The organism is Nostoc sp. (assembly GCF_036917135.1).
Classification (GTDB): Bacteria; Cyanobacteriota; Cyanobacteriia; order Cyanobacteriales; family Nostocaceae; genus Nostoc.
Genome location: NZ_JBALEA010000028.1, coordinates 1 through 24,761, shown reverse-complemented (window position 1 = coordinate 24,761; position 24,761 = coordinate 1). Strand labels below are relative to the sequence as shown.

Annotated in this window: 25 protein-coding genes and 2 pseudogenes; 13 read left to right on the top strand and 14 right to left on the bottom strand. The window is 44.1% G+C overall.

Translation table 11 applies throughout. The features are described 5' to 3' along the window. Together V7K50_RS07870 and V7K50_RS07865 are read right to left on the bottom strand one after the other, a co-directional pair. The coding region (locus tag V7K50_RS07870; protein WP_334958815.1) for a DUF4347 domain-containing protein at positions 1-3,665 on the bottom strand (3,665 nt) is incomplete at its 3' end. A gap of 517 nt (positions 3,666-4,182) precedes the next feature. Beyond that, entirely contained in the window at positions 4,183-4,653 is a 471-nt protein-coding gene (locus V7K50_RS07865) for a GAF domain-containing protein (RefSeq protein ID WP_334958812.1), read from the bottom strand. 185 nt (positions 4,654-4,838) lie between these two features. Here V7K50_RS07865 and V7K50_RS07860 point away from each other — a divergent pair. Together V7K50_RS07860 and V7K50_RS07855 are read left to right on the top strand one after the other, a co-directional pair. Beyond that, a pseudogene (locus tag V7K50_RS07860) lies at positions 4,839-5,382 on the top strand (Uma2 family endonuclease). Positions 5,383-5,587: 205 nt separating this feature from the next. After that, complete coding sequence (locus V7K50_RS07855) at positions 5,588-6,331, top strand: DUF561 domain-containing protein (protein WP_334958811.1); 744 nt, start codon at positions 5,588-5,590, stop codon at positions 6,329-6,331. A gap of 93 nt (positions 6,332-6,424) precedes the next feature. Here V7K50_RS07855 and V7K50_RS07850 read toward each other — a convergent pair whose 3' ends face one another. After that, on the bottom strand, positions 6,425-7,573 hold the full coding sequence (locus V7K50_RS07850; RefSeq protein ID WP_334958809.1) for a DegT/DnrJ/EryC1/StrS family aminotransferase: 1,149 nt from the start codon (positions 7,571-7,573) through the stop codon (positions 6,425-6,427). Between the two features lie 327 nt (positions 7,574-7,900). On the opposite strand from V7K50_RS07850, the gene V7K50_RS07845 reads away from it, so the two are divergent. Then, complete coding sequence (locus tag V7K50_RS07845; RefSeq protein ID WP_334958806.1) at positions 7,901-8,677, top strand: ABC transporter permease; 777 nt, start codon at positions 7,901-7,903, stop codon at positions 8,675-8,677. 5 nt (positions 8,678-8,682) lie between these two features. On the opposite strand, the pseudogene V7K50_RS07840 reads toward V7K50_RS07845, so the two are convergent. Beyond that, a pseudogene (locus V7K50_RS07840) lies at positions 8,683-8,796 on the bottom strand (type II toxin-antitoxin system PemK/MazF family toxin); the annotation flags it as partial. Positions 8,797-8,947: 151 nt separating this feature from the next. Between V7K50_RS07840 and V7K50_RS07835 the strand changes: the two are divergent. Continuing rightward, positions 8,948-9,559: a hypothetical protein gene (locus V7K50_RS07835; protein WP_334958805.1), complete on the top strand. Its 612-nt coding sequence runs from the start codon at positions 8,948-8,950 to the stop codon at positions 9,557-9,559. A 218-nt stretch (positions 9,560-9,777) separates the two neighbouring features. Here V7K50_RS07835 and V7K50_RS07830 read toward each other — a convergent pair whose 3' ends face one another. Then, positions 9,778-10,083: a hypothetical protein gene (locus V7K50_RS07830; protein WP_334958803.1), complete on the bottom strand. Its 306-nt coding sequence runs from the start codon at positions 10,081-10,083 to the stop codon at positions 9,778-9,780. Positions 10,084-10,089: 6 nt separating this feature from the next. Between V7K50_RS07830 and V7K50_RS07825 the strand changes: the two genes are divergently transcribed. The 4 genes from V7K50_RS07825 (at position 10,090) to V7K50_RS07810 (ending at position 11,711) form a co-directional block, all read left to right on the top strand. Further along, complete coding sequence (locus V7K50_RS07825) at positions 10,090-10,272, top strand: hypothetical protein (protein WP_334958801.1); 183 nt, start codon at positions 10,090-10,092, stop codon at positions 10,270-10,272. Between the two features lies 1 nt (position 10,273). Further along, positions 10,274-10,453, top strand: a complete 180-nt coding sequence (locus V7K50_RS30655; protein ID WP_442944563.1) for a DUF5674 family protein — start codon at positions 10,274-10,276, stop codon at positions 10,451-10,453. 74 nt (positions 10,454-10,527) lie between these two features. Beyond that, the gene (locus V7K50_RS07815) at positions 10,528-10,761 is read left to right on the top strand and encodes a hypothetical protein (protein ID WP_334958800.1); all 234 of its coding nucleotides are present in this window, start codon (positions 10,528-10,530) and stop codon (positions 10,759-10,761) included. A 155-nt stretch (positions 10,762-10,916) separates the two neighbouring features. Then, positions 10,917-11,711, top strand: a complete 795-nt coding sequence (locus tag V7K50_RS07810; protein WP_334958798.1) for a peroxiredoxin-like family protein — start codon at positions 10,917-10,919, stop codon at positions 11,709-11,711. 177 nt (positions 11,712-11,888) lie between these two features. On the opposite strand, the gene V7K50_RS07805 is transcribed toward V7K50_RS07810, so the two are convergent. The 4 genes from V7K50_RS07805 to V7K50_RS07790 all read right to left on the bottom strand — a co-directional run bounded on the left by V7K50_RS07805 (position 11,889) and on the right by V7K50_RS07790 (position 12,818). After that, positions 11,889-12,101, bottom strand: a complete 213-nt coding sequence (locus V7K50_RS07805; RefSeq protein WP_334958797.1) for a hypothetical protein — start codon at positions 12,099-12,101, stop codon at positions 11,889-11,891. 72 nt (positions 12,102-12,173) lie between these two features. Next, on the bottom strand, positions 12,174-12,362 hold the full coding sequence (locus V7K50_RS07800; RefSeq protein WP_334958795.1) for a hypothetical protein: 189 nt from the start codon (positions 12,360-12,362) through the stop codon (positions 12,174-12,176). Further along, positions 12,344-12,616 carry a hypothetical protein gene (locus V7K50_RS07795; protein ID WP_334958793.1) on the bottom strand — a complete coding sequence of 91 codons (273 nt, stop codon included), beginning with the start codon at positions 12,614-12,616 and terminating at the stop codon, positions 12,344-12,346. The genes V7K50_RS07800 and V7K50_RS07795 overlap by 19 nt, the downstream gene beginning before the upstream one ends. Before the next feature lie 13 nt (positions 12,617-12,629). Continuing rightward, positions 12,630-12,818, bottom strand: coding sequence for a hypothetical protein (locus tag V7K50_RS07790; protein ID WP_334958791.1), 189 nt, complete (start codon positions 12,816-12,818; stop codon positions 12,630-12,632). A 322-nt stretch (positions 12,819-13,140) separates the two neighbouring features. Here V7K50_RS07790 and V7K50_RS07785 point away from each other — a divergent pair, with 322 nt between their 5' ends. Beyond that, the gene (locus V7K50_RS07785; protein ID WP_334958789.1) at positions 13,141-13,647 is read left to right on the top strand and encodes a hypothetical protein; all 507 of its coding nucleotides are present in this window, start codon (positions 13,141-13,143) and stop codon (positions 13,645-13,647) included. A gap of 232 nt (positions 13,648-13,879) precedes the next feature. Here V7K50_RS07785 and V7K50_RS07780 read toward each other — a convergent pair whose 3' ends face one another. From V7K50_RS07780 to V7K50_RS07760, 5 genes are all read right to left on the bottom strand, one after another. Beyond that, on the bottom strand, positions 13,880-14,410 hold the full coding sequence (locus tag V7K50_RS07780; protein WP_334958787.1) for a GIY-YIG nuclease family protein: 531 nt from the start codon (positions 14,408-14,410) through the stop codon (positions 13,880-13,882). Positions 14,411-14,441: 31 nt separating this feature from the next. Further along, positions 14,442-15,158, bottom strand: a complete 717-nt coding sequence (locus V7K50_RS07775; RefSeq protein ID WP_334958785.1) for a class I SAM-dependent methyltransferase — start codon at positions 15,156-15,158, stop codon at positions 14,442-14,444. A 205-nt stretch (positions 15,159-15,363) separates the two neighbouring features. Beyond that, positions 15,364-18,354 (bottom strand): carboxypeptidase-like regulatory domain-containing protein, encoded by a 2,991-nt coding sequence (locus tag V7K50_RS07770; protein ID WP_334958783.1) that lies wholly within the window; start codon positions 18,352-18,354, stop codon positions 15,364-15,366. Between the two features lie 393 nt (positions 18,355-18,747). Beyond that, positions 18,748-19,575: a P pilus assembly protein, chaperone PapD gene (locus tag V7K50_RS07765; RefSeq protein ID WP_334958781.1), complete on the bottom strand. Its 828-nt coding sequence runs from the start codon at positions 19,573-19,575 to the stop codon at positions 18,748-18,750. Between the two features lie 128 nt (positions 19,576-19,703). Continuing rightward, the gene (locus V7K50_RS07760; RefSeq protein WP_334958779.1) at positions 19,704-20,189 is read right to left on the bottom strand and encodes a hypothetical protein; all 486 of its coding nucleotides are present in this window, start codon (positions 20,187-20,189) and stop codon (positions 19,704-19,706) included. A gap of 549 nt (positions 20,190-20,738) precedes the next feature. Between V7K50_RS07760 and V7K50_RS07755 the strand changes: the two genes are divergently transcribed. The 4 genes from V7K50_RS07755 (at position 20,739) to V7K50_RS07740 (ending at position 24,695) form a co-directional block, all read left to right on the top strand. Continuing rightward, positions 20,739-21,950, top strand: coding sequence for a sensor histidine kinase (locus V7K50_RS07755; RefSeq protein WP_334958777.1), 1,212 nt, complete (start codon positions 20,739-20,741; stop codon positions 21,948-21,950). Next, complete coding sequence (locus V7K50_RS07750; protein WP_334958776.1) at positions 21,947-22,402, top strand: response regulator; 456 nt, start codon at positions 21,947-21,949, stop codon at positions 22,400-22,402. Before V7K50_RS07755 ends, V7K50_RS07750 begins: the two co-directional genes overlap by 4 nt. Before the next feature lie 63 nt (positions 22,403-22,465). Beyond that, positions 22,466-23,959: a sensor histidine kinase gene (locus V7K50_RS07745; RefSeq protein WP_334958774.1), complete on the top strand. Its 1,494-nt coding sequence runs from the start codon at positions 22,466-22,468 to the stop codon at positions 23,957-23,959. Next, positions 23,937-24,695 carry a hybrid sensor histidine kinase/response regulator gene (locus tag V7K50_RS07740; RefSeq protein WP_334958772.1) on the top strand — a complete coding sequence of 253 codons (759 nt, stop codon included), beginning with the start codon at positions 23,937-23,939 and terminating at the stop codon, positions 24,693-24,695. Before V7K50_RS07745 ends, V7K50_RS07740 begins: the two co-directional genes overlap by 23 nt. Positions 24,696-24,761: the final 66 nt, after the last annotated feature.

Genomic DNA, 24,761 nt, shown 5'->3' with positions numbered 1-24,761 from the left:
GGTTGGTTGTCATCGTTAATGATGCTGGCAACTCCTAAATCATCTGCAAATGTGGCATTTGTTGCACCCGAAAGATTGACGGAAAATGTCTCGTCGCTTTCAAATTTCTGATCGCCGATAACACCAATGCTAAGAGTTTTACTGGTTTCCCCAGGATTGAAAGTAATTGTTCCCAGTCCCGAATTGTAATCAGAGTCAGCAACATTAGCAGTCCCATCATTTGTGTTGTAATTTACACTAACTTGCTGAAAGCTGGGATTGGAGAGAGTGATAGTGAAATTAGCGTTAGTTGTTGTGCCTGTATTGCCTTCAGTAACTGAGACATCCGAGATGCTGATAGTTGGTTGGTTGTCATCGTTAATGATGCTGACTGTAGCCGAACTGTTAGTAATTGTGGAATTTTCCGGCGCTGTTGTGAGATTGGGGTTACTCAGGGTAACTGTAATATCTTCATTGAGTTCAAATGTGTTATCACTCAAAACATCGGCTGTAATTGTCTTTGTGGTTTCCCCAACTGCGAAGTTTAAAGTCCCAGATGAAGCAGTTCCTCCATTTGTAACTTGAATATTGTTATAGTCACTGCCAAAAATTGCCGCACCGCTAAAAGCATAATTTATGGCACTAGCCACGCCAATACCACCACTGCGAGTAACCGTAAAGGTAACAGCTTGAGTACCGCTATTACCTTCAGTCAAAGTTGAGGTGGCGGTGGAAATTGCATATTTAATGGAATCATTAGCAGCAATATTTAAAGTAGTTTCAGTTATTGTCCCCAAATTAGCCCCTGTTGGCGTGCCGAAGTTGAGTACAACTGTTTCTACATTCTCAGGTAAATCGTCTGGGTTAATAGTAAAAGTAATTAGCTGTGTTAAATTTGAGCCTGTCGCCCCAGCCGCAAAAGAGATGGTAGTGGGGGAAAAAGTGTAATCGTTCCCACTAGTAGCTGTGCTACTGCTTTTGATGACAATAGGAACTATGACAGCCGTTTCAGGAGAGGTATTTAAGGTAACAGGAATAGTTACTATAGTGGCGGTACTATCTTCTGTTGTGTTGTAAGTAGCAGCACCAAAGCTGACTTTTGGAAGCATGTATTCAAATGCTCCAATGTCAACTCTGCCGTTTTCAATGCGGTTAAAACCCGTGCCGCGTTGGTCGGTAGTTAAACCACCACTGTAAGTGGGATCACCAGCATTCCTGGCAGGACTGTTAAAGTCTAGGGCGTGAGTTTGTGTAGAACCACCATAATTTCCTAAGGGTTTTAGTCCAGGGTTGGGGTTAATAATATCTGTACCCGTAGCCATACCCAGAGTACCGGATAATTTACCAGCAATTTTGCCAATCAGGTTGTAAGCATTACCATTGAAGTTGTTACCATAGACATCGGCTCCTTGATTACCTGGATCAATATTGCCAGCAATGATGCTATTGCTGATGCTCCAAGTACCCGCAGACCTATAAATGCCGCCCCCATTACCTGTGTTATTGTTATCACTATCAGCGGTGTTGGCAAATATAGTGCTATTACTCACTGTGCCACCGCCAGAATAGATACCACCGCCGTTGTTTTTCGCGGTGTTACTGGAAATAGTGCTATTAGTAAGTGTAGTAATGCTGCTGTAGATGCCGCCGCCACTAGTCGCTATGTTGCCGGAAACAGTGCTATTGCTCACTGTGGCACTACTGCTACCGTAGATGCCGCCGCCGTTGGTGTTCGCGGTGTTGCCGGAGACGGTACTATTGGTTATTGTGGCGTTGCTGCTGTAGATGCCGCCGCCACTAGTGTTCGCTATGTTGCCAGAAACAGTGCTATCGCTGACTGTGGCACTACTAGTACCGTAGATGCCGCCACCGTTGCTCGCGGTATTACCGGATAGAGTACTATTGGTTATTGTGGCGTTGCTGGTGTAGATGCCACCGCCACTAGTGTTTACTATGTTGCCAGAAATAGTGCTATCGCTGACTGTGGCACTACTAGTACCGTAGATGCCGCCGCCACTAGTATTCGCGGTGTTGCCGGAGATAGTACTATTGCTCACTATGACACTACTAGTACCGTAGATGCCGCCGCCACTAGTGTTGGTAACATTGCCAGAAATAGTACTATTGCTTACTGTGACACTACTGGTGCTGTAGATGCCGCCACCGAAGCTATTTCCTGCATTTCCCCCAGTTATGTTCAAGCCATCAATTGAGAGGGAGGCACTGGCATTAAAAACACGGGAAGCATTGTTGCCACTGATGGCAAGTTTATTAGCCCCAGTTCCTTGAATTATGACTCCTTCAGTAACATTCAATTGCCCAGAAGTGAGGGTAATGGTGTCCGGGGTGGCATCACCGAATATTCCAGTCGTATCAAAGATGATTGTCTCAATTCCTGGATCATTATTGGCATTGATAATAGCTTGCCTTAAGGAGCCAGCACCACTGTCATTGGTGTTAGTTACTATATAGGTGGTGCTATCTATTTGGACAGATACATCATCAATCGCTAAACCATGATTGTTGCCTCCATCATTTATGTCTTCCCAACGCAATATAATCTCTTCACCGTTAGCTATTGGGGTAGCTAGATTAAATATTACAGGCGTTATGACAACTCGATTGGCACTTGTATTGCCATTTAAGGTAGCTGAGTTTGCAGTTGCAATTGGCCCGGTAAAATCTAGCGATGTGACAGGTGTCCATGTTCCTGTTGTTAAACTTGTGAGAGTTGACCCAGTTTGATAACTAAAGTTCAGTTTTTGTTGAGATATATTACCACCATTACGCCATTGCTCACCCGTATAGCCTACTTCCAACTTAGTAATTGGTAAACCTGTGTTATTTAGGAGGCGCAACCCATAGTAAATAGTTCCTGTAGTACCAGAAGCTACAGAACCAAGTGCCCGATCTGCGGCACTGGCACTAGTACCAAAACTATACAATCCACCTACGCTATTACTGCCAGTACTAGGATCGTAAGTTGTTCTTGTGGCATACCAGCCCGCAATAGTTGAATCATTAGCCCAAGGAATAGATGTTCCAGACTTAGATAATGAGTCAAAGTTTTGAGAGTATGTACTAGTAATACTAACTGCCCCTGGCACGACTGGTAAAATAGATTTGTAAGCCTTTGTTACTTCCGAGTCAAATGCTAAGGAAGCCTCAATTTTTCCCGTGTTCACCTCTAAATTCCAGTCGCCACCTAATGCTTCACTTCCTGTTTTGTTAGTAGAAGCGGCAACATCAGCGCCAGTCATTTGGCTAATCTGCTGCACAAATTTTATGCCTTCACCACTGGCTACATCACAGCCATAAATCAAGATGTCAGCATTGTCAGTTAAAGCATTTACCCACTTTTTTAATTGATTTGTGTAGCTATTTAGGTTCGTGAGGTTGAGGTTACTTGATCCTAGTTGCAAACTCCCCGCGCTTCCGTGGGAAACAATGTGAATTGATTGAACTGAATTCGATTTACGTTGTGCCAGAAACTCGGTGATTTGTGTTAAACCATCTCTATTAGGATCAAGAATAACGACTTCACTGCCAAGTGTGATCCCAGCTATCAAGTTTTGGTAATCTATAACTTTTGGATCTATGAAAACAATATTTTGGCTTGCTTCTAGTAATTTCTTAGTAGAATTATTTCTGGTGTTATAGTGATCATTCTCTGGTAGTTTTGTCATAATTATTATCTTTAAAAAGAACTTTAGATTAAATAGATATTTCTTAGCTTTAGCTTGGTAGTGTTTATCGTGCAGAACAAAATGGAAAGTGAATGCAGAACCATTCACTTTCATTCCCAAATTAAATCGGCAATTAAACCTTTGATCTAATGGGGAAAAGCCACAATATTTTTAGTTTTTATATAACCAAGCACACCTTCAATAAAGTTAGCTATTTTCTAGTCATAGCTTTTCTTTATAGCAATTTATACTAAGTCTAATGACAAGGCAACTGCATTTTCACTTAAATTCTGATAGATTGGCTTAAATTTGAGTAGATCGAGTTCGAGTGTAAGCTGTTGTACATTTAACTTCCATAATTAGGGCACTCATGTTGCTCACCCCACAAGAGTTATATAAGTTTTAGATATGCAAACTAGATGTGGTTTAGGTTAGAACGATCGCAGTGACTAATGAACTCTCGGAATCCGAACTCAAGAAGCTGCAAGATTTGGAAAACAAGCAATACTATTTAATTTTAACTGACGATTTTCCGGCTAATAGCCTCTCCAATCTGCATCAGTGTCTCTTCCTCTTCAGAAGTAAATTCGTAGGGAATCGGCTTGGCAATGCCCAAGACACCATACAATCGGCCATTCAGCATAAGCGGCACCGTGATCGACCCTTCTACCTTCGTTTCTTTTGCCGAGGGTCTGGCCACCCCCGATTCGTCGGTTTGCAAGTTGCAAATCTGCACGGGTCGCTTGCGTTCGGCGGCTATACCGGCCATACCTTTGCCAATGGGAATTACCGTCATTTTAGGCAACAGAAATTCTGGAATTCCCTGGTAAGCCTTTAGGTGCAATAACTGGCTGTCCTGATCTAAGGTATGGATGGTACCTGTACAGCAGTCAAAAGCGGACAGGATTTCGATTAGTAGTCGGTTCCAGTCGATTGCAGATCCTTCGTCAGCCAAGGTATCAAAAATGGGTTTGGTATCTGAAGTCATAGTGGTAGGAATTGAAGTTTTATCATCAACGCGGAAAGTAATTAGGAAAATTCACTTAGCGGAGTTAATCTCCCCTTTCCACATCCGGTGAAAAGTCAGAGGAATTCATGGGGCGATCGCTCCTGGAGAGGTCTGTTGTCTCCATAATTAATATAGATACAAGGCGTTTGATAATTAGAGGTTTTATGTCGTTAACGCTTGAAGACTTAGAACAAATGCAGCAACAGCATCCCGAGTTTCGCATGGAACTAGTCAAGGGTAATATTATTGTTTCGAGTCTATCAGGATACGAATCAGATGAGGTCGCAGCCGCGATGATTGCCCAGTTACATAACTGGGCAATCATCGCGCAAACTGGGACGAACAGCAGCTTCTAGTGCTGGTTTCAGGTTGCCTAATTCAGATTTACGCGCACCAGACGCTTCATTTGTTTTAGCCGAACGCTTGCGTCGCAGTCCGAAGTCTTTTGCTCAATTGGCTCCCGATTTGACTGTAGAGGTCAAGTCCCCTAGCGATAATTTAGACGATTTGAAAGCCAAAATTCAAGAATTTCTGAGTTTGGGAACTAAGGTAGGAATTTTACTCAATCCAGATGAGCGGATTGTTGAAGTTTATAACTTTGGACAAGAGGCGATAATACTTCGTGATGGCGATATTTTAACAGTTCCCGAGCTGCTCCCAGGATGGGAAGTACCAATTGCAGATTTGTGGCCTCCAGAGTTTGATTAGGATAGTGATAAAAAAACTCCACGCCACTTGCGGGATGGAGTTTTTGGGCATTGGGAACAGGGCATGGGGCATGGGCAAGAAGTTACCAATGCCCTATGCCTATTATAAAACTATCAAGATTTGGCAACTACTATAGTGATTTAGCCCCGGATCAACTGAGGGACGGTAGAATATACCTAATTTTCGTAGCTTCAAAAGCCAAACTATGACGATGCATTCTACACTCCAACGTGCATTTACTAACCGCCGCGTCCTGAAAGTGATTAGCGGCTTGAATAACTTCGACGCTGCTAGCGTCGCTGCGACTGTCAAAGCTGCTGAATTTGGCGGTGCTACTTTTGTCGATATTGCCGCCGATCGCGCTTTAGTCAAGCTAGCTAAAAGTTTGACAAGTTTACCAATTTGTGTTTCAGCAGTAGACCCAGAGAAATTTGTGCAAGCTGTGGCAGCCGGTGCTGATTTAATTGAAATCGGGAATTTCGATTCCTTTTATGCCCAAGGACGACGCTTTGAGGCTCTGGAAGTCTTAGCGCTGACTAAGCAAACCCGCGCTCTTCTCCCGGAAATCACTTTATCTGTCACCGTTCCTCACATCCTGGAACTAGATCAACAGGTGCAGTTAGCAGAAGAACTGGTGAAAGCTGGAGCGGACATTATCCAAACCGAAGGCGGTACTAGCAGTAACCCAGTTCACCCCGGAACTTTAGGATTAATTGAAAAAGCTGCCCCCACCTTGGCAGCAGCTTTTGAGATTTCCCGTGTGGTGTCAGTGCCAGTATTGTGTGCCTCAGGTATTTCTAACGTTACCGCACCATTAGCGATCGCTGCTGGTGCTGCTGGTGTTGGTGTTGGTTCTGCCATCAACCAACTCAATAGCGAAATAGCAATGATTGCTGCTGTGCGTTGCTTAGTAGAAGCCTTAGCGACTGCAAATGCAGTAATGAGTTAAGAGTGATGAGTTAGGAGTGATGAGTTAGGAGTGATGAGTTAGGAGTGATGAGTTGAAGAAACTTATTTATCCAAAACTTCTAACTCCTAACTTCTAACTCATAACTTCTTTCAACGCATAAATCACCTGCTCTTGCTGCTGTTCCGTTAGTTCTGGGAACATGGGCAAGGATATGACTTCATGACAAGCTTGCTCGGCTATTGGTAAGTCGCCAATTTGATAGCCCAGACTTTGATAAACTGGCTGCAAATGTAAAGGGTGGGGATAGTAAATCATTGAACTCACACCTTGTTCTTGCAATTGACTACGCACCCAATCTCGATATTTGGCGCTAGAACCATTTCGCCCTTCGCCTGATATGCGAATAGTATATTGATTCCATACCCCAATACCGCCAGGTAATTCTTGCGGTGGAAGTATCCCCGGAACTTGACACAGGTACTTGTAGTAATAATTGGCGATATCTCGCCGCCGATCATTCCAAATATCTAAATAACGCAGTTTAATCTGCAAAATAGCTGCTTGGAGAGCATCCAAGCGACTATTTACGCCAATTTCTTCATGTAAATATCTAATTCTACTGCCATGATCTCGTAGGATTCGCAGTTTAGTGGCGATCGCCGGATCATTAGTCGTGATTGCACCGCCATCACCACAACCACCAAGATTTTTGGTAGGGTAGAAACTAAAGCAACCAATATGTCCAATACTTCCGACTTTTTGATCAGCCCAAATTGCCCCTGTAGACTGAGCGCAATCTTCAATTATTGACAAATTGTGAGACTGAGCGATCGCCATCAATGATGTCATATCCACGGGTTGTCCAAATAGATGAACCGGGATAATCGCTTTAGTTTTGGGTGTAATGGCCGCCGCGACTTGCTCAATGTCCAAATTAAACGTAGTAGCGTCAATATCAACGAAAACAGGCTTTGCACCTACGGCGCTAATCACTTCAGATGTAGCAATAAAGGTGAAAGGCGTTGTAATCACTTCATCGCCTGCACCAATTTCTAAGACTCGTAACGCTAAGTAGAGCGCATCAGTACCAGAATTACAAGCCACACATTCAGTAACAGTATTGTAAGCGGCAAACTGTTGTTCAAAGCCTTCGACTAAGGGACCGCCGATATAGCGCCCAGAAGCCAGAACCTCTAAGACGGCTGCACTTACTTCTGCTTCGATGGTGGTGTATTGCTGCTTGATATCAAAGGCGGGAATAGGATTTACACTTTGGATCATGAGTTCTCATTTTATCGGGAGATACAAAGGATGCACTTCAACAGTCAATTTTTGCTGATTGAATTGTTAATCAAAAAGAAGCTACTAAAAGACTATCGCCCAAGATACGCATCTATTAGGGTTTTTACTTAAATTGTGGGGTGGTGAACTACCGCACAGTTAATTTACAGATAGTAGGCACATTAGTTGTTTGCCATGTTAAGGTCGTACCATTTGGAATTTTGAATTGATAAAGGTGATATATATCAACCAAGATCCAACACATCGGATCAAAGTTCCTCTTGTGTGGGCTGCTTTGAAAAAAAGATACCAGGACATAGAGAAGCCATGCAGGATCTGATCAAGCTGGATTTCGTGGATTTAGCTATTGCTGTGGGATTGATGGCGATCGCCATTGGTTTATCTGCCTGGGAAAAATTAGGACTAGAGTTAAACTTAGCCCTTGCGACTGGGAGAACCATTTTACAACTTCTTGTATTGGGATACATTTTAGATTTCATCTTCGCTTTAGACAATGCTGGGGCAGTTTTGGCGATATTAGCAATCATGCTGACAATTACGGCGATTGTCGCACGAAATCGGATCAGCCAAAAAATTCCTCGGGTGTTGCCTTTGGTGTGGGGTGCAATTTTAATTAGTACCACCCTGACAGTGTTTTATACCAACTTCTTGATCATTCAACCAGAAAGATGGTATGAAGCACAGTATATAATTCCCCTGGTAGGGATAGTCTTAGGTAATGCTACTAATGCAGCTGCGATCGCAGGCGATCGCCTTGTCAGCACCATTAATTCCAGCCATCTCGAAATCGAAACCCACTTGAGCTTAGGTGCAACTCCACAGCAAGCAGTTAGCCAGTATCGCAAAGAGGCCATCAGAGCCGCATTGATTCCCACTCTCAATCAAATGATCCTTATCGGGATGGTGGCAATACCAGGAATTACCACTGGGCAGTTATTAGCTGGCGTGAAACCTCTGGATGCTGTATCTTACGAAATTTTGATTATGTTCATGGTGGCTTTCGCTAACTTGTTGACAACAGTTTTAGTCACAAAGGGGTTGTGTCGTCAATTTTTTAATTCTGTCGCGCAGTTGGTGAGGTGAAGGGGTTAATCTAAATCCAAGAGTATTTTATCATCTTGCCCTGGCAGATCAAGAGCAATCAACAGTGCTTGGTTCAGTTGGGCGATCGCTTCCTCAGAAAGCGTTCCTCGCAAACGCAATAAGCTTAAAGCCCGACTGACAATAATGACTGGACGTTTTAACTGCTGTATAGTTTTGAGATGCTAGCTTAATAATGGGAATACTGAAAATATTCCGTTATATTACCTGTGTTTAGGTGGTAATAGTGTTTTCACAACAAGGTAAATTAAAATGGCATTTAGTAATTATAAAACTATTAGTGCAGTAATTAAAAAATTTCAAATTAAGTACGTGCAATCTAATTTTATGCTAGAAGTAGAATTTCCGGCTAAAGAATCTTTTAAAGAAGAATTAGATTTGCTATTTACCGATGGAGTTATTGATAATTCTGAAGATGCTATTTGTGAAAATCTCATCTATCCAGTATTGAAAGAAGTATGGAAAAATTACCGAAGTAAATTAACACTTTGGAGTCATGAAACATTAGCTTACGATGAAGATTTATCAGGGATTCCAGATTATACGGTGACACAGCGAAACCCTCTGGGTACGATTGTTTTTGATAAGCCTTATTTTTTAACGGTTGAAGCTAAACAGGACAAATTTGAAGAAGGTTGGGGTCAGTGTTTAGCTGAAATGATTGCAGTACAGCGAATTAATGATGATTTTGGCAGCAATGTTTTTGGGATTGTTTCTAACGGGAAAATATGGCAATTTGGAAAATTGATTGCTGATGTATTTACCCGAAATAAAAATTTGTATGTAATTCAAGATTTAGATAAGTTATTTGCTGCGGTTAATTATATTTTTCAAGAATGTGAGTTAAAAATACAAAAACAATAGGTAGTGTGTTTTGACGATAAAATCACGGGAGCATCCCAATGAGAGCTTAAATCTTTTCCCTCACCTCCAGCCCCTCTCCCAAAGATGCTATCCATTACCCGCATCTTTCTTAACAAACAGACAAAATACTTAAAACAAGACCGAAACGCTTGATAGGTATAGTTTTTAGTGAAAGTATAGTTGCGGGTAGAGGAAGAAGGCGCGTGTCTCTTCCTGGCTTATTTAGTGCAGTATCGCCCAGCCTCGTAAGCGTAGTACTCTAGGATGATTGCGATCGCTGTGTCGGGGATACCACTGGTTCTCCAGTCAGTTAGGTTCGCGGCATCAAAGCTTTGTTGCATAAGCATTTGAGCCAGTTTGGAGGGTTCCAGGTTCGCGCTCTCTAATACTTTACCGATAGCTTTATCACTAACCCCAGCAAGTCTTGCAGTTGCCCGAAGGCTAGCTTTCGCTTGACCATTAGCGTCAACTTCAATCTTTTGTTTTATCTGTTCAATGATTTCGACGATTTCAATTTGTGACATAACTTTTTGAGCTTGAAAGATAATCATGCTACACTGCACCAGCAAGTAAAGAATTGGTTTGAAATAGCCCAGTCCAATGGATTTAAAGATGTTGATGTGAGTATGAGTCAACGGATAGAAAAAGGACATCACCGCATCGAAAATCATCAGGTTTACACCGTACCAGTGTCACAACTTCCTGCACTTTAAAGTGGCAGTAGATATAGAAAGAGGGATTTTAGCTGGAGGAGGGGAGAAACACGCTTTCTGTGAAGCAGCATTGCTTGAAGACGGTATTAGACAGCGAGATATCTGGGGTGCGGATTGGACTCCCTTTGACCAATCGATAGCTTATGAATCGATTATTAACATTCGTCAAGCGTCAAAATAATCGTTCAATGTTAATTCAAGACCCAGCGATTAAAGAACGTGTTAAAAAAATAACTCAGGAGCTAATTGGGGGATATGAACCAGAGTTTAGATAAAAAACAAGTACATTTTCTAAGTGAAAATACATCAACTCGCTTAGGACATATAGCTTCCAATTTAGCGAGGATTAGAACATTTTGTAATAGCGCTTATAAAGAAGCTGTTGAAAGTGTGACAGATGAAACTATATGTTTTATTGAATGGACGGCAGCAGCAATTGAACCTGAATATGCTGAAGAACTGGTTAACATTCAAGTTCAACTGGTATGATGGAGATTAACTTTTGATAGTATTTGGTCTGATGATAGTACACAGAGGCAAATGTCAGAACAATGTAATATTTGGTGAGGACGAGTATTAGATATGTCAGGGTTGCTGTCCGAATCCATCTAAAATTTTATTTAAAGACTGTTGCCTTCATGTACATGAATACTGAAACACCCATCAATTCTCCATATACTTACTCAATTTTGAGTCAAACTCAACGCTTGCGAGTTAGTGATGGAGAGATTAAACCCGTTTTAGATGGTTGCTCTAATACTTCAAAGTTGCTCGTGCTTATTTGGTCGCAGTTGGGAGATTTTGATAACTTAGAATATGCTTGGTGGCTGCGAAAAGAATTTGAAGAGATTGAAGCCAAAGGAATCACAATTCGTGCTATTGGAATTGGAGATCGCAATTCTGGGATCAAGTTTTGTGAATATACTGGCTTTCCTCAAGAATGGTTATTTGTGGATGCAAAGGCTGAAATTCACGAGCTTTTACGGCTTTATCGCGGCTTATCTATACAATTTCCTTTGCTATCAAGTTCACAAAAAGCTTGGCTTAATTTAATCTTAATGTGTGCAGGAATTCGTAGTCCTGGAACTCTTAAGGAAGTTTTTCGGGGTTACAAAGGTGATAAAAAAGCACCTCAATTAATTGCTGATGAGGAAGTTATCAAGAATACACCTTTACCACCAATAAAAGGTTTGTTTTTCAAAGCGGCTGGAGGAAAAGGTTTTCAGCGCCCATTTGAATTAGCAACCCTGCGCCTGCGAAACATGACTGAAGTTTTGAGAAACTGGAATATTTATGTACCAGATTCATCTTATTTGACACAACGGGGAGGCACTTTTCTATTTGATTCCCAAGGTCAGTTAATTTACGAACATCGCGATCGCGGGATTCTTGGTTTTGCTGAAAATATGAGCAATCCCTTATCTTTTTTGTATAAGTAATTAATCGGCAAGGGTGGCTGTTGGGCAATTGTCAGCGCAGTGAATGACTTTAGTTGCAGCGTGAGAATGTGGGATGGCGAGTATACCATTGGGTTACAACACCTGAAGTCCTTCAACTACCTACCCCAGGAGTGTCAACAGATCCAATCCTTGAGTGATGCCTGCGGCGGGCTATGCCTACGCATCAGTCGGGTGTATTCCGATTCGCTGGAGAAGACAGTCAAACCTCCTTGCATGAGAATGCCTTAGCCAGTGACACGAAAACTTCACCTTCGCCACTTCGGAGATATCCTGAATCAATCTTTTAATCACCCGATCGCTCAATGGTAATCCCCTTTTAGCTGGGTCAGGTGACACATTGGCAAACACTGGCATCTTATCACTAGCCATACCCCGATATTTTTTAAGCAACTTAGAAGTCTCGTGGTCTAACCCAATCTCCCGGTACTTCCCACCCTTACCCTAAAACTTAATTGTGTAGTACCCCCGTTGTCTATCCTCTGGCGTTGGGTCAAACTGCCATTTAAAGTTGTGCCAATATAACCCCGGATAATCTTCCTTGGGTTTACCCCGTTCGTCACCTGGAACTGTCACCCGACCAACTTCACCAACCCGCATCCCACTATAAAAAATCAAGTTAAAACTAGCCAATACTGCCCCCCTAACACCTTGGCAGCATCAGCTAACTTCTCCATTTCCCAATCTTCTAAATACCGCTCTGCCTTCGGTAAATCACTGAAATTATCGTAATTTATCGTACTTGCAATATTCCGCAAAAAATAGCCAATACTCTCACCGCTCCCAATATCAGCACTCGGTTCGATATAGTCACTCTCACTCATCATGAGTAAACCATCTGCTGCTGTACGAAACTGTTCTAGAATTTCTGAATTAGTTTTGTTCATTGTTCATAAGCACTTAATAGTTAATAGAGCGGTTTACCGCCGCAGGCAGGCATCGCACATAAAATAGTATCCATCTCACCGTGTATCCACCACACGCGTAAGCAGCATTTATGAACCGAGGCGATCGCACTGGTGGATTTTCATAGTACCAGTGTACTGCTTTGGAATAAGAGATCGCTCTTGAAGCTGGCTTTTCCTCCAAGAATCTTTCCGCAGATGCTAGGGCGATGCCGAAGGCGGCAGGCTATGCAAGATACATGATTTTAAGGAGAGATAAGCCGATAAAATCGTTGTGTGGTAAGGAGAAGTAATTAGTGAAAACCGACAAGCTTAGAATCAACCAGCAGTTTTTGGCTGTATGTATACAACCCAATCTTTGAAAAAATGTTGGTAATGACAAGGGCCTTTAGGCTAGGGTGTTGACAGGGTATTTATGATTTTTGGCTCATGTCACCGCAAGGATTCAGGTTTTATAATTAAAGTTAAAGGGCTTAGAGCATTAAGCATAAATGAGGTTAAAGGCTGTGAATAAAATAGTTGTTGCTGCAATATTCAGCTTCATCGCTGGCTCAACATCTTTACTTTTTACCCAAGCCGCTAAAGCTGATCCTATTGTTTCCTGTTATCCTGTTACTTACAACAGGGTGATCAAAGAATCGGCGGCGGATCATCCCCATGCTTATGCAGATGGTTATCGAGAAGGAGAACAAATTGCTCGGAATAGAGTTGCTTATAAACCTCGGTCTGTGGGAGGTGAATTTGCCCGTGGTTTTGAGGATGGGTACTTTAATCTACCTTATGCTGGTCAAGAGACTGTTGTACCGAAAACAATTGTACAACATACTGCTACTGTTTGTAACGAAGATGGTTATTATACAGCACCTCCTTACCCTTACGTCTACAACCCTTATGCCATCTATGGGTCGCCCTATCCTACTTTTGGCATTAACTTCGGATTTGGAAGAGGGTTCTACGGAGGGAGACACTATGGAAGAGGGTTCTACGGAGGGAGACACTATGGAAGATGGTAGCGATCGCCTTCGCTTTCGATCATTTTATCGCTTGAGTTTTCTTATGAACTACTGCGAACGCTACCTTTTTCTCTCTACGAGACGCGCTTACGCGATCGTTTGAATACAAGATCACATTTACCTTCTGGTCATGCGTAACTAGTTAAACACGTGATTCTCCCCAATCCTCTAAGAAAACACCCTACTTAAACGGTTGTCCCCAACGCTCCCAGTTTTCTTTATTAAACGGCGATCACCACTTCAAAATCAGACTCAACTCCAATTCCTGCCGTGAGCGTCGGTCTGTGGGTGCATCCCACCAAAAAGCGATGTTAACTGCTGTTTGCAACCCATAGCGATAATGTAAATCCTGGTAACTGGCTATGTAATCTTTGCAGGCGTGAATCCCTTTCCAGCGTTTATTACTTCTGCAAGTTTCCCCCACATACAAAATTAAGCCCGCCGCCGAGTCAACAACAAAGTAAAGACACGCATCGCCGGGGCTGTCTGCTGGCATCCTCCAAAACGAGAGCGATGCCTGCGGCGGGCTACGCCTACGCACCTGTAACTGCAACGGATCAATCCGGTCTGGTTCGCAGTGGTTAGATGCGAGGTCAAACAGTGAAACCTGCTCTGGTGGTTTGCTCTGCCTCACCCGTTGCTGATAATCCAAAATTTGCGCTTTCCAGCGCACCAAAGCATCCTGGCTCATCACCAGCCCCTCTGTCAAAAGTGCTGGTGTGGGCGTTACAGATGCAAATAGGTTTAGCTGATTTGGTTCCAAGGGTATTACGGGGAGCGTGCCGACTAGCTGATTATCCCCCAGAACTGAAAGTCAATACACCTGTCAAAGAATTATGCCTTTGATATTCAATCCGCACTTGCTTAATGTCAAGAGGCTCAGACTCTGAAAACATCAGTTGTTCTACTTGGTGTAATCCCAAACTTTCAAACTGTTTGAGTTCCGAGTCTGATAATGGCCAAGGTGGGCCATCCGGTTCAACTTCTGTGTCTCGAACACGAGTAATCAGCAAAAGTGTGCCACCAGGAGCAACAAGCGAGGTAACTGAAGAAATAACCAAAGAACGCACATTCAACGGCAGAGATTGAATATTACGACATTCAAAAATAAAGTTAAAGGCTTGATGCCATTGTGGGGGAATTGCTAATAAATCTGCAACTACATAGTTGACAGTTGAATCTGGAAATCGCTCTTGACACCAAGCGATCGCTGTCGGTGAAATATCAAAGGCAGTTACTTCAAACCCTCGATGAGCTAAAGCTTCGGCATCATCTCCCAAACCACAACCAATGACTAGCGCCTTTTGCCCAGAAGCGAACGGTTCATGATTCGTCAACCAATCTTGTAGATAAGGATGAGAAGTTAACTTAGCCCAAGGAATTTGTGCTGTGTCCCCTTTGGCTTTGGAATATAAAACTTCAAACCATGCCGAGGGATCTGATTTTTGTAAAGCTTCTGTTGCTAACTGTTTAACATGAAGCTGTAAATCTTCTCTTTGTTGTTCAAACATAAAAACCCATCACCGACACTAATAATTTGAGGTATCTGATTTTGCACTCTAGCTACGCCCAAAGCGAGAGCGATGGCATGACCCTCAAGTTCCTTTCCCCGTCCCTCGTAAACTAAGCTCCAGGGGGAATCAATTTGAGCAAGGTTTATTTATGCTACTTGTTGAAGTGCGGAATGTGGGGTCTATTGATCCAGTTACCGTTTTTTTAGTTCCTCTTCGCTCTCTGTGATTTCAAATTGAGTTCTTGAAAGGGTGGAGACGTTTCGGTTAGCTTGATTGCACTCGGTTGAATGGATTTGCCATTCACCTGTAACGTATAACTACTTTGCCGCAGGTGTTCTATAAAGTAGACCCCGGCATCATTTGTAACCGACAGGAGCCTCTGCCCGGAATCCATGCCGGAGCCGGAGCCAACCTGAATTGCTTCGACTCGGACACCACTCAATGGGGTTCCCTGGCTATCTGTGACAATGCCTGAGAGCGAATAGGCAGGGATGAGGGGAACTAGCACAGGAGTATAGCTGCCAGCCACAACCTTAACTGCATAAGCATTGGTTACTGCCTGCCAATCGGGGGGCAGCCCTGCTGCATCCAGATCCAGACGATAGGTGTTGGGCAGCAAACGTAGCAGGATGCGATCGCGGTCAACCTGTGCCCTAGTAGCTTGAACCGTTTGGTTATTGATCGTCACCAGATTGGGATCTGTGTAAAAATCTTCGCCTGCATCGCGTTGGCCGTTATTATTGCGATCAAAGAACGGCTGCACCATAATACCACCCTGAGTCCGTAAATAGTTGGCATGACGATCGCTAGGAGTGATACCACCTTGAAGATTCAGCCCCGATACTAACTCGATACCAAAAGTCGATTCGCCTGTTGTCACTGATACGCCCTGATAGCGTGCGCGGAACATTACACCAGGGATGATTGTAGTGCCCACAGAGGCAAGTACGCCAGAACCCCGCGAGCCAATACCATAGCCTAATTGGGCTTCCCATAACAGCGTGCCATCAATGGAACGTTCTTTTGAGCGATAGCGCCAAGCGAGATTAACTAGATCGTCATTGCTATTTTGGTTGTAGGTGTCGTAGCCGAGAACAAAGGAATGTCCAGTTGTAAAATCGCTGTGCTTTCCCAGGTAAAAACTTAGCGCCGATTGGGAACTGATTTCATTGCCGACAGAGTTCAGTTCAACTTTTCCCAACCGTTGAATCAGATTCCAGCGCAGGTGACTTTTGGTGTCAAAGGTAAGGCGGGCAAAAGTAAAAGAATTTCTGCCACTGAAGTTGAGTTGAATGCCTCCCGAGGTGGCATCATTACTATTGGTGTTGCCCAGTAAGGTGATGCCTTGAGCCAGTTGCCAGTAGACACCTAATCGGCTGGAAAAGCGATCGTGGGTGAACCTGGCACTGAAGTTTTGCGATGGGTCGTAACTGACATCTGCATTGATGTCCCATGCTGAATTATCGCTGCCGCTTAGGACTGAAACTGCTGCCTTTAAGGGGACGTTTTCTGGCTGCCAGAAGAGTTCGGCTAGTCCTCTCAAAGACCGATCGTAGACAGTACCTGCGCCTAGCGTCAGGCTATTCGAGACACCCCATCGTTGAGCAATGCCACCCCGAAATGTGGAAAAATCGCCAAAGAGGTTATTATCCTGTTTGCTGTAATCTCGACCCACTCCACCGGAAACGATCAACGCGGCAGCACCAGCAGGAAGTTGACCGGGCAAATTGGAAAACGTCGCGTCTCGAATTTCTGGTTGGGCAGTTAATTGTCCTTTGGGATAGAGGAAGACCTGGTAGTAGCCGCCCAGCGCTGGGGTTTCCAATTTGACATCCTCAAACCGATACACGCCAGAGGAATCCACCAGGGTTTCGGCAATGATGCGATCGCTAAACCCCTTTACGAGTCGCACTAAAGTTCCTGGTTCTGCTTGCCCAGACACCGTTCGTCCAACCTGTGCTGCTTGCAGGCGTTGGCGCGGATCGCTTTCGCCATAAAATTGCGGCGGTGGTGTGTAGCCCTGACGCTGAATGAAGGTAAAGCCTACATAGTCGTTAGGGCTGAGGTTCTGCCAGAAGGGGGGCTGAGTACCCACAAAATAATCATTAGCATCGGTCTGGCGTTGAAACAGCGCATCTGTAATCCGCCAGCTATTGGAACTAAATAGTTTGGGCTGGTCTGCCCGCACAAACCAACTGCCGCCCAAAATGCTACCCACCGCAGTCAAATCTCCTCGGAAAGCAGTTGGGCTTGAATCTCCACCACTGACGCTGACTCCTTGTTCGATTGCAGCCAGAGAAATATCTGGCGATGCAATTCGGGGTAGCCCTTCAAGCTGCACAGGAGCTTCTTCCAGTGATGAGCTTTGTCCCGATGCCGTCAGCCAGGGTGCGTCAAACACAATCGCGTACTCTTTGAGATCAAAGTCAACCTGAACTCCAAATAGCGATCGCACCTCCCCCACTGAAAAAACCAGACCCAATTTTGGATCGGTGTGGAGTTTGGCAGGATCGATACGAACAGCAAGACTGGGCGATCGTAATTCGATTTGATTGTCGGGTAAAACTTTTGTGCTTAATTTCAGCGCTTGCACCACGGCATCATAAGGCAACAACCAATGTTCTAGATCAAGCGCTTTCGAGCCATTTTCCTGCCCCCGAACAGAAACCCCGGCATTGACGTTGCGCCCGCCAATGTTGATACCCACCGGAAACACTGTAAAGCCCTCCGGCACTTGAGCAATGGGAGACAGATTCGATTCCGGTGTCTGTATATTCGCATCACTTGTTGGCAAAGTAGCAGAATTTGCTGAAACCGTAGGCGCAACAGGCACAGGTTCAACCGGACTCGCCTTTTCGGAATCCAAAGACTCAGGTACAACCTTTGGGACAGTCTCAGGCTCCGTTGCCGGAATATGCACAGATGGTTCTGTAACTAGAAACTCTATATCTTGTAAATTAATGGATAACGGTTGTCCCAGTAGTTTTGCATCTGATTTAACACTTGATTGTGCATCAGCACTCGATCGATCCTGTTGTTGATCGTCAGGTGCTGATGGACTTAAAGCAATCCGTTTTTTATCAATAGATTCAGGAGTACTGCTAAAGATGCCGATCGCCTTTGGAGATTTATCATTAGAAATGTTGTGGGGAATTGAATGGACGATGGCGGGTGGGGGAATTGTTGGGAACATAGAGAGAGGTAAGTCGAGTTAAAATCAGCAGGCAAAATCAGCCTTCCTCAGGCCTTCTCGGTGGCTTGTAGCTTTATGCAAATTAGTTGGCAATCTGTTGAGACCCTATACAGTCCGCCAGTCATCGTCGTAAGTAGTTGGACAAGAATATTTACAGTCATTGCAAATGAAGCGTACCCCTGCGGGGAAGCTTCATTTGCAATGGCGTTGTGTAATCAATTCTGTTCGATAAAAGTAGGACTTACGCACGGACAACGATTTTACGTTATTACAAGCAAAGCGTACTCCTTCGGAGAAGCAAGCTACGCGGAGCGTCTCGTAGAGAAGTAATCGCAAAGGCTTAGTTTTTCCTCACGAGTGCGTAAGTCCTAAAAATTATTGATTGTGCAGTTCCTACTTTGCAGGTACTATGAAATCCACCGAAAATGGCACTGTCTGAGCGTTGTCCTCACCCCAGAGCAACTGTCCACTTAGTTGGTAGTTACCAGGGCGTAAGGGCGATGGATCTTTTTCTGAAACGGCTAAAGCTAAATTACGATCGCCTAGAGCAATGATGGCAGTAGGTGCCAACTCTCCACTCCGAAATACTTTATTTGCTTGCTTCAACGACCAGCGAACCATTGGGCGCACAGATGCATTGCCTATATTTTTGACGAATAGTTCGAGATGGTTTTGCTTGGCATTGAAACTGGCATGATCGACAACTAAGTTCGGCGCTGTATCCCCCTTGCGGACGTAAACAGTCGTACCGACTCGAGTGATAATGCCAACTTTCCGTCCGGTTGTGTCTGTTGACTCATTCAAGGCTTCTGTAAAGATGACTGCCCGGTATTCACCATTCGGTAGGCTAGGAGAAAGTTGAGCCACCATGCGAACCCGACGGCTAGTTCTGGGTGGCACAATCAATTCTCTGGGAGAAAACTGTATATAAGAACCCAGATAGCTTGAATCAGAGGGTATTGTTTGGAACCCGCGATCGCGGCTGTAAGTGAATGGCTCCGTATAAACCCTCGCCCGCAACGGCGTATCCCCAGAGTTGATCACGTTAAGCACCGCTTTTACCTGTCCCCGATTTGCCTGGGCTTCAATCACCATAGGGGATGCCCCCAGATTTGCCCAAGCAGCACCATTGACTAAAAAAGCGGCTGATAGTAACCAGCCACTCAGTTGAATGGCTTTCAAAGTCATGGATAAAGCCGACTTTTGAACATGGGAGAACATGATGAGCAATCCTGGCTTTGGAAATAAATATAACGATTAGAAGCAAAGAAAAAATTATGAGGAGGGCAATGCAGGAAGTAAGCAAATTAGCTATGATTCCTGCATCTGTATCTTTGCACGTCGCTTCATTAAGGGGTGACTGTCAACGTCACAAACATATCGTAGATACCACTGGGGATTAGACCAACGGTTGTGGTTGTCATATTCACAGTCAAATTGGTGGCACCTGGCAGGGGCACAGGTACAGGAACAGTGGGTACGACAATGGCAACAACGTTTGCGCCTGTGCCTGTAACTGCAACCGTCTTTATGGCTGTAGCATGGTCATAGCCAGTGGGTGCAGTGGCTTGTTGGGGTACAGATGCCGAGAGGGTTGCCAGAAGGTTATTACAGGTGAGTGTGGCATGACCTGATGTGCCACTACTGGTTGGCAGACTGCTGAGAGTTGTACCGGCAGCGTCTAATCCTAATGTGCCATTCTGGACATTGCTAAATGTGCAGGAGGAAGCGACAGTTCCATTAAAATGAACATCGGTACTCCCTGCTTGAGCAACAGAACTGAATGCAAACGTGCTACCAAGAATCATTGCCGAGAGTAGTACAATATGACGCATAATGAATTCCTCAAGTTAACTGAATAGATGTTTAATGGTGTTCCAGAGATGGCTGATGTATGAGATGAATTGAGTGCGATGCTCTCAACCTTTCTACTTTTCAGTCCGCTTGTTTCTCTAATTTAATGCCCCCAAGGAACTTCGTAATTAGTAGCTCTACGCGTTTAATGAACTCGCTCATCCTGAAGTCAGTAATCCTTTTAGCAATCAATGACCTCAAAGAAGGGTGTCATCTGTAGCTCTACGCTTTTACTGAACTTACTCATCTCGATCTCAGTAATTTTTCTAGGGTGCTATTAGTAGTCTCAGTATAAATCGCCAGAGTGGGTGAAAAGATGAGCAATTACAGACCTTTTCTGATGGTTAAGCCACAATAATTGATACTGAGTGTCGGGTCTGGTTAATTAAAAAAAATACTGTAAAGCATTGCTCAACAGTGCGGATCAGTCTGGGAATAAGAATGAAATAAGATTATGGTGACTCATAAGTATTCTTCGTTCTCCTTTACTCATAGACCACACATAACCTGAGCTAATAGCTCAAAAAGAGATGAAAGCATTTTTACAAGCATTTTTTTCATCCGACTATATACCGCATGGACATTGCTACCTTTGGCAGTCAGGGTTAGTTTGGCTGCATGGAATGTCAGATGCGTTAATTGCCCTGGCTTACTATTCCATTCCCATTTTTCTGATTTACTTGTCTTATAAACGCTCAGATATCCCTTTTCGTGGGGCTTTTTGGCTTTTTGGAGCCTTCATTGTTTGTTGTGGAACCACTCATCTTCTAGAAATCTGGACGCTGTGGCATCCAACATACTGGCTCACAGGAGGAATGAAAGCAGTGACAGCGCTCGTCTCTCTCTATACAGTGCTGGCACTAATTCAGTTGACTCCTAAGGCTTTGGCATTACCTAGTCCGGCTCAATTAGAAACTGCAAATCAGACCCTTGAACAACTCAATCAAGCACTAGAAACAAGAGTGGCTCAACGCACTGAAGAGCTAACGAAAACGATTCGACAACTGCAAAATGAAGTCGAGCAGCGCCAGCAAGCCGAAACTGAACTGCAACGATCTAATCAAGAGTTAGAGCAGTTTGCCTATGTCGCTTCCCATGACCTACAAGAACCCTTGCGGGTGATTGTCAGCTATACCGAACTATTGGCACAGAAATATCAAAAGCAGTTAGATGAGAAAGCCGATAAATACATCACCTATATTGTGAATGCTGCATCTCGAATGCAGGCACTAATTGAAGACTTGCTATCATATTCCAGAGTTGGTCGTTGCGATTTTCGATTAGTTTCGACCGATTGCAATCAGGTAGTTGACCAAGTAATTCACACACTCGATGTTGCGATCGCCGAAAGCCACGCCACCATCACGCACGATCGCCTCCCGCCGATCAAAGCCGACAAAGAACAATTCAGCCGCTTGTTACAAAATTTAATTAGTAACGCAATTAAATATCGACAAGAAGAGCCACCCCAAATTCACATCACTGCGACCCAACAAGACAACCAATGGCGATTTGCAGTGCGCGATAATGGGATTGGGATTGAAGCCCAATATGCAGAGCGCATCTTTATCATCTTTCAGCGCTTACATACCCGTCGCCAATATTCTGGCACAGGGCTGGGTTTAGCCATTTGCAAAAAAATTGTTGAGCGTCACCACGGAAAAATCTGGATGGAATCAGAGCCAGGGAAAGGATGTGTTTTCTGGTTTACAATGCCAGTAGATCAAGAAACCTCCCAATGAGCAAAGACTCTCACCCGATTGAACCCATTGAAATCCTTTTAGTCGAGGATTCACCAGAGGATGCCGATTTAACGGTGGAAATCCTGGGCGATGCCAAAGTTCTCAACCGAATTCATGTGGTAGAGGATGGGGTTGAAGCCTTAAAACTTTTACGGCAGCAGGGCGATTATGCCAATGCACCTCGTCCAGATTTGATTTTACTGGATTTGAATCTACCTAGAAAAGATGGTCGAGAAGTCTTAGCCGAACTCAAAGCCGATCCCGATCTGAAGTTGATTCCGGTTGTGGTTTTAACAACCTCTGGGGCTGATGAAGATATTTTGCGAACTTACGCACTCAATGCCAACTGCTATGTTACCAAACCTGTGAGCTTAGAAGAATTTGCTAAGGTGATTCGTTCGATTGAATTTTTTTGGCTGGTGGCTGTGAAGCTTCCCAAACTTCCATCGTAGGCTATAGTTAACCTCTGGCGTTGATTTTAGGATTGGTTTTGGCATCACTTTTAAGTAGAACTCATGATGAAGAATGATTCTCTACAAATTCTGTTAATTGAAGATAGCCTAGAAGATGCAGATCTCTTACAAGAATTTCTGGAAAACGCAGATCAAACTAGCTGGAAAGTTACAGTCGTAGAAAAACTGAGACTAGCCCTCGAACAACTCCATTGCCACAGCTTTAATGTGATTCTATCCGATCTCTCCCTACCCGATGCTCATGGCTTAGAGACAATCACCCAACTCCATGCGGCGGCTCCAACCTTGCCGATTGTCGTACTCACCAGCCTCAAAGACGAAGCGATCGCTTTAGAGGCAGTGCGGCAAGGGGCACAAGATTATCTCGTTAAAGGGCAAATTAACACCCATGCCGTGATTCGCTCCATTCGCTATGCAATCGAGCGATCGCAAATGCAACAGGTAATGCATCAACAGTCAGTAGCGATCGCCGCATCGAGTGAAGGAATTGCTATTTTAGACACCCAATGGAACTATGTCTATGTCAACGAAGCCTATGCCAAAATCTACGGTTACAAAGATTCCAGTCTACTGCTACAAACCAATTGGACAATTCATTATGACCCTACTCAACAAGCCCGCCTGAGCGCCGAAATTGAGCGAAGCCTACAGCAACGAAGATTTTGGCGAGGAGAGACTGTTGGTCATAAATGCAATAGTCAACCTTTTGACCAAGAACTGTCAATCACATTGTTACCGGAGGGAGGAACAGTCTGTATTTTGCGAGATATTAGCGATCGCAAACGAACAGAAGCTGCCATGCAAGAAGCTTTGCAGCAAGCCAGAGAATTACACCGACTCAAGTCTCAATTCATCACGATGGTTTCCCATGAATTTCGGACACCGCTGAGTGTGATTTTGGTAGCAACAGAGTCGTTAAAACGCTATGCTCATCAGTGGACTCCAGAAAAAAACCAGATTCGCTACAATCACATCATCGGTGGAGTGCAGCGAATGACTGAGTTGCTCAACGATATGTTGGTTATGAACCGATCCGGGGAACATCAGACCAAATTCAACCCCATACCACTGAACTTAGAAAATTTCTGTCAAGAATTAATTGCGACATTAACGACCAGCGAACACCCGATTATCTTTGAGATTCAGGGCAACAGCCAGCAAATTTGCCTCGATCCAATCGTCCTGCAACTCATACTCACCCACTTGCTCTGCAATGCCATTAAATATTCTATCGACGGTGGAAGGGTGATGTTTGACCTGATTTTTGCTCCTGAACAGGTAACTTTCTCGATTCGAGATGAGGGCATTGGCATTCCTCTAGAAGACCAAGACAAATTATTCATCCCGTTTTATCGCGGTAGCAATGTTGGCAATCTGGCCGGGACGGGCATCGGGCTAGCAATTGTTAAGCAATGTGTGGAGCGGTGTCAAGGTGTAATCAATGTTACTAGTCAGGTGAATCAGGGTACTCTAATCATAGTAACCTTGCCCATTGCTTTAGTAGAACAGATTCATGACCAAGATCCTGGTAATTGAAGATGAGCCATCCCTACGCGAAGAAATACTCGATATCTTAGAATCTGAGGGCTTTGATGTGATGGGGGCAGAAGACGGGATACAGGGGCTTAATTTGGCTCAAACAATCCCCTTTGACCTGATCCTCTGCGATGTGATGCTACCCGAAGCTGATGGGTATGCAGTTTTATCTAGCTTACGACAACATCCAGACACAGCGCTGATTCCTTTCATTTTCCTCACCGCTAAAGCGACCCGCGAAAATGTTCGGCAGGGGATGGACTTAGGCGCAGATGATTATTTAACAAAACCCTTTAGGACGGATGAGTTGCTTAACGCTATTACAAGTCGATTGACTAAGCAAGCACCGATCGTCCAGATCCATCAGAAAGTTATCCAGCTTCAGCACTCCAATTTGCTCAAAGACGAATTTATTGGGACTGCATCACAGGAATTACGAGGACCGGCGACCAATATTATGATGGCGTTGAAACTCCTGCGACAAGCTTCCAACCCAGAGCAAACGCAACGCTATATCGATCGCTTACAGCAGGAGTGTTCCCGCGAAATTAATCTGATCAATGACTTGCTCGATTTGCATTATTTAGGCGCAAACGAACGTCCCTTGCAACCAGAAAAGCTGAATTTACAAACCTGGATTCCAGCGATCGTCGAACCATTTAAAACCCAGGCTCAAAAACGCCAACAAACTCTCTGGAGCAACATTCCACCCAGGGCAAACGCATCTAAATATTGAGAGCCTGAATCAGGGTGAAATACACCAAGACTCAAACTACATAAAGCTTTGAGGAAATGAAATCTC